Raw genomic sequence first — 4,303 nt, forward strand, 5'->3', positions numbered from 1 at the left:
AGGAGTGACAGGTATACAAATTTTGGTGCGTTCGTGGAGTTGCCAGAAGGTAAAACCGGTCTAGTTCACATTAGTGAAGTAGCAGATAACTACGTAAAGGATATTAACGATCACTTAAAAGTAGGAGACGAAGTGACAGTTAAAGTCCTTAATGTAGAAAGTGATGGAAAGATCGGCCTATCTATACGTAAAGCAGTTGACAAGCCAGAAAGACCGGACAGACCAGAAAGACCACGTCATGACCGTCCATCAGGTGGCGGACGTCCACGAGGCAATTCAAACCACAAGCAAGACCGCGCGGCACCAAGAGGAGAAACATTCGAACAAAAAATGGCTCGCTTTCTTAAAGATAGTGAAGACCGCCTTTCCTCTCTTAAAAAGAACACAGAATCTAGAAGAGGCGGAAAAGGAGCTAAAAGAGGGTAACTTGCTGTCCATTCTATATACAGGCTTACATGCGATATAAGCCACTTCAGCCAAGATCATTGTGTCTTGGTTTTTTTTGTGCTGGATTTTAGGTGTGCAGAGTAGGGGGAGGCTTGGGGGAGCCGCACGAGATTAGAGTAAACCCGCATGAGGATGAGGTTTAGCCGCACAAGAAAGTAAGAGTCGCACGAGAATGGGAGAAAGGCGCACCAAATGAGAAGGGAACCGCACTAGATTAGAGTAAACCCGCACGAGGATGAGGTTTAGCCGCACAAGAAAGTAAGAGTCGCACGGGAATGGGAAATAGGCGCACCAGAAGAGAAGGGGACCGCACGAGATTGGAGTAAACCCGCACGAGAAGAGGGTTTAGCCGCACAAGAAAGTAAGAGTCGCACGGGATTTGGAGATAGGCGCACCAGATGAGAGGAAAAGAGAACAAGAAGACAGTCCCACCCACGACAAACCTGCACGCAAAAAAATCCAAGCCACAAAATTTCGTTTAAAAAGCAGTCCCAACCGAGCTAACCTTTACTTCACAAAAGTACAATACCAAAAAACACACAAAAAAAAGAGAGAATTCCAGGCAGCTTGTACCTTCATTCTCTCTTTTTTATGCCGATGACCCGTACGGGATTCGAACCCGTGTTACCGCCGTGAAAGGGCGGTGTCTTAACCGCTTGACCAACGGGCCTTGTTAAAAAGATCGTATCTGGCGGAGAAGGAGGGATTTGAACCCTCGCGCCGGTTACCCGACCTACACCCTTAGCAGGGGCGCCTCTTCAGCCACTTGAGTACTTCCCCAAATAAAAATGGCTCCGCAGGCAGGACTCGAACCTGCGACCGATCGGTTAACAGCCGATAGCTCTACCACTGAGCTACTGCGGATTAATGAAAAGATATTTCGTCATATCGACAATGTATATTATAAAAAGAATCCTAGAAGAAGTCAATTACTTTTTATAGATTGGGCAAGGAGTAGCTTTCCTTTACACCTTCCACATACGAATCGTCTTGTATCTACCCTCCGCTTTCTGTAGTAGGCTTGATCACAGTGAGAGCATTTATATTCATAATAGGTAGTTTTACGCTTATGTGTGACAGATGGCAGTGTAGAGCAATGTCTTGGTGCACGGACTTTATGACTTAGCCTTTTAAAATCTTGGTCCCCATGTTTGTACCCTCTTCCTTCTAAATGAAGATGATAATGACATAACTCATGCTTGATGATCCCAATTAACTCCTCTATTCCTAATTCTTCTAAGTACTTCTTATTAATTTCAATATGGTGAGAGGATAATAGATACCTACCTCCCGTCGTGCGTAAGCGAGGATTAAAGTAAGCCTGGTGAAGGAATGGTTTTCGAAAGTAGGTGACTGATAGTTCTTCGACTAGGCTCTGTAATTCTCTGTTTGTCATATATTATCCTCCTATCCGAACGTGACAACCCATTATATCATATAGTATTAATAGCCAATACCTTCTAAAGGAGGTTACATCATGCCGAACTGGTTACAAAACCAATTAAGGAAAGCCTATTATGATAAAGACCGTTACCAAATAAAACTTCTAAACCAATGTTGGAATTTTTATAGAAAGAAACAGGGGATTTGATGGGATATACAATAAAAATGTAAAAATGGGCTGTTCTCCTAAAATGAAAACAGCCCCCAAGTGATTAGTCTTCTTTATGAGGAGAGAGCATCGTTAATGCAACCCTTCCTTTTTGAACATCTACGCTGTCGACCCATACGGTGACTACTTGTCCAACACTCACAACATCAAGTGGATGTTTGACAAACCCTTTTTTCAACTTAGAAATGTGGACAAGGCCATCTTGTTTCACACCAATATCAACAAATGCACCAAAGTCCACCACGTTACGAACGGTCCCTTGGAGCTCCATTCCTACTGCTAAGTCCTCGAGCTTCAGTACTCCTTTTTTCAATAATGGCTTGGATAGCTCATCACGCGGATCTCTTCCTGGTTTCATTAACGCATCCATAATATCCTTTAGCGTTACCTCGCCAATCCCTAAATCTTCTGCTACTTGCCTTACATCAATGGTTGAAAGTCTGTCCATCACTTCTTTAGAACCAAGGTTATCTTTAGTGATTCCTAGACTCTTTATAAGTTGATTCACCTCTTTATAACTTTCTGGATGAATCGGTGTTTTATCTAGTGGTTCTTCCCCATCTATAATTCGAAGAAATCCTATACATTGCTCATATGTTTTAGCGCCTAATCTTGGAATATTCTTTAATTCAGATCTGGAATGAAACTTTCCTACCTCTTCTCGCTTTTTGACAATATTTTGTGCCACTGTTTTTGAAAGGCCCGAAACGTATTGCAGGAGGCTAGACGACGCAGTGTTTACATTCACCCCTACCCTGTTTACGGCTGTTTCAACGACGAATCCAAGGCTTTCGTTTAGTTTCTTCTGTGACACATCATGCTGATATTGCCCAACTCCGACAGATTTAGGATCAATTTTCACTAATTCAGATAGGGGGTCTTGTAGTCTTCTTGCAATTGAGACTGCACTTCTTTCTTCTACTTGTAAATCTGGAAACTCTTCACGAGCAATTTCCGATGCCGAATACACACTTGCACCTGCTTCATTTACAATAATATACGAGATTTCTTTATATCCCTCTTGAATAATATCCGCAATAAACTGCTCCGTTTCTCTAGAAGCTGTTCCATTTCCAATTGCAACAATCTCAATTTTGAAGCGGTTTAATACATCCTTCACCTTAGCTTTACTTTCTTCAAGCTTATTTTTAGGAGGATGAGGATAAATCACGTCAATATAAAGCATCTTCCCCGTCTCATTCACAACAGCAAGCTTACAGCCTGTTCGGTAGGCCGGGTCCACACCTAGCACCATTTTCCCTTTTAACGGTGGTTGCAATAATAGATTTTGCAGGTTTTCAGAGAAAATATGAATTGCTTGGTTCTCCGCCACGTCTGTCAGTTCACTTCGAATCTCTCGCTCTATAGACGGCTGAATTAACCGTTTATATCCATCTTCAATCGCTTCCTTTACATAAGCTTCTGACGGTGAACCGGCTTTGGTGATGGTTTTCTTTTCTAAATAAGCAAGGATCGTATCAACTGGCGGTACAACAGAAACCTTTAGGACGTCCTCTTTTTCTCCACGATTCATCGCAAGAACACGGTGAGGAACTATTTTTGAGACAGGCTCTTCGTATTCATAGTACATCTCGAATACACCCTTTTCGTCAAGTTCTTGCTTTTTCACTGACGTAACAATTTTCCCTTTTGTCGTTGTTTCTTTACGAATCCATTGTCTGCTTTCAGGTTCGTCCGAGAGTTGTTCCGCTATAATATCTTTTGCACCTTCGATCGCTTGTTCTGTTGATTCTACTCCAAGTTCTTCATTTATGTATTTTTTTGCTTGTTCTTCTACAGATGAAGCTTCGTATGTTAACATCCACTGCGCGAATGGCTCTAAACCCTTTTCCTTAGCAACTGTAGCTTTCGTTCTTCTCTTTTGCTTGTAGGGTCTATATAAATCTTCAAGAAACTGAAGCTTTGCTGCTTGCTTAATAGACTGTGTCAGTTCTTCGGTCAGTTTTCCTTGTTCATCTATTAAACGAAGGATTTCTTCTTTTCGTGATTCTAAGTTTTGTAAGTAGTTCCATCGTTCCATAATGGATTTTATTTGGACCTCGTCGAGCGATCCCGTCATTTCTTTACGGTATCTGGCAATGAACGGAACCGTATTTCCCTCTTCTAGCAAGTCAATAACACTCTTCACTTGCTTGAAATTTAATTTCAGTTCTGTTGTCAGTTGTTTCAATAACACATTTTGATCCACTTTCACATCTACGGTCATATGGTACCTCCTATATA

The 4,303-nt window shown here is 41.8% G+C and carries 4 protein-coding genes and 3 tRNA genes; 2 read left to right on the plus strand and 5 right to left on the minus strand.

Going from position 1 to position 4,303, the window contains the following annotated elements; all coding sequences use genetic code 11:
* Window positions 1-426: S1 domain-containing RNA-binding protein (locus M44_RS19340; RefSeq protein WP_010170341.1), on the plus strand; the 426-nt coding region annotated here is incomplete at its 5' end.
* Between the two features lie 619 nt (window positions 427-1,045).
* On the opposite strand, the gene M44_RS19350 is transcribed toward M44_RS19340, so the two are convergent.
* From M44_RS19350 to M44_RS19365, 4 genes are all read right to left on the minus strand, one after another.
* Window positions 1,046-1,117 (minus strand) — tRNA-Glu (locus tag M44_RS19350).
* A 19-nt stretch (window positions 1,118-1,136) separates the two neighbouring features.
* Window positions 1,137-1,227, minus strand: a tRNA-Ser gene (locus M44_RS19355).
* A gap of 9 nt (window positions 1,228-1,236) precedes the next feature.
* Window positions 1,237-1,311 (minus strand) — tRNA-Asn (locus M44_RS19360).
* Between the two features lie 61 nt (window positions 1,312-1,372).
* Entirely contained in the window at window positions 1,373-1,843 is a 471-nt protein-coding gene (locus M44_RS19365; protein WP_010170343.1) for a SprT family protein, read from the minus strand.
* 81 nt (window positions 1,844-1,924) lie between these two features.
* Here M44_RS19365 and cmpA point away from each other — a divergent pair, with 81 nt between their 5' ends.
* Complete coding sequence (cmpA, locus tag M44_RS27255) at window positions 1,925-2,038, plus strand: cortex morphogenetic protein CmpA (RefSeq protein ID WP_010170345.1); 114 nt, start codon at window positions 1,925-1,927, stop codon at window positions 2,036-2,038.
* A 64-nt stretch (window positions 2,039-2,102) separates the two neighbouring features.
* Here the strand turns inward: cmpA and M44_RS19375 are convergent, their stop codons facing one another.
* Window positions 2,103-4,286, minus strand: a complete 2,184-nt coding sequence (locus tag M44_RS19375) for a Tex family protein (RefSeq protein ID WP_010170347.1) — start codon at window positions 4,284-4,286, stop codon at window positions 2,103-2,105.
* Window positions 4,287-4,303 lie beyond the last annotated feature (17 nt).

Origin of the sequence: Bacillus coahuilensis m4-4 (genome assembly GCF_000171615.1) — a bacterium.
GTDB lineage: Bacteria > Bacillota > Bacilli > Bacillales > Bacillaceae_K > Bacillus_T > Bacillus_T coahuilensis.